Source organism: Rhodoplanes sp. SY1 (genome assembly GCF_046000175.1).
Taxonomy (GTDB): domain Bacteria; phylum Pseudomonadota; class Alphaproteobacteria; order Rhizobiales; family Xanthobacteraceae; genus Rhodoplanes.
On record NZ_JBEOMB010000378.1, the window covers coordinates 1 to 933 of the forward strand.

Here is a 933-nt window from a genome sequence, read left to right on the forward strand (position 1 = left end):
GGCGCGGCGCAAGGCGTCGCGGCGCGCGACCGCAAGCTCTCGGAGATGGCGCAAGTCTACGGGGCGCCGCCGCTCCTGCGGCTGCGCGCGCTGCTCCTGCCGCAACTTCTCGATCATCTCCTGCCGGCGCTCGCCACCGCGCTCGCCTTCGCCTGGAAGGTCGCCGTGATGGCCGAGGTTCTGGGTGGCGGGGTGGGCATCGGCGGCCGGATCGCCGACGCGCGTGCCCATCTCGACCTCGCCGAGACGATGGCGTGGATCCTGCTCGCGATCGCGCTGCTGCTCGCCTGCGATGCCGTGCTGCTGGCGCCGGTGAGGCGCCGCCTCGCCGGCCGCCGGCCCGCGGTCGCGACGATTACGGGCCCGGGCCCGGCCATGTCGGCCACGCGGCCCGTGGCGGCGGAGTGAACGATGCTGCGCTTCGACGCGGTCTCGCTTCGTTATCACGACGGCCCGGTACTGCAGGACTTCGACCTCACCGTCGCGCCGGGCGAGATCGTCGTGCTGCTCGGGCCGTCCGGCTGCGGCAAGACGAGCCTGCTGCGGCTCGCCTGCGGGCTCGTGCCCGCCGCGGGCGGAGGAGTCGTCAATACGTTCCGCCGCACCGCCGTGGTGTTCCAGGAGCCGCGCCTGCTGCCGTGGTCGAGCGCCCGCGACAACGTCGCCTTCGCGCTTCTCGCGCAAGGAGAGCCGCGCGGCGTGGCGCATGACCGCGCGACGACGCTGCTCGCTCGCCTCGGCTTCTCGGCGGCCGACATGGACAAGCGGCCCGACGCGCTGTCGGGCGGCATGCAGAGCCGCGTCGCCGTCGCCCGCGCGCTCGTCGCCGCGCCCGATCTCGTGCTGATGGACGAGCCCTTCGCGGCGCTCGACGTCGGGCTGCGGCGCGACCTCCAGGACCTGGTGCGCGAGGCGGCGAGCGAGACCGGGCTC

2 protein-coding genes are annotated in these 933 nt (G+C 74.6%); both read left to right on the forward strand.

All coding sequences use genetic code 11. The features are described from left to right. Nucleotides 1-408: ABC transporter permease subunit (locus ABTU92_RS29800; RefSeq protein ID WP_408095151.1), on the forward strand; the 408-nt coding region annotated here is incomplete at its 5' end. Between the two features lie 3 nt (nucleotides 409-411). Next, nucleotides 412-933: ATP-binding cassette domain-containing protein (locus ABTU92_RS29805; RefSeq protein ID WP_408095152.1), on the forward strand; the 522-nt coding region annotated here is incomplete at its 3' end.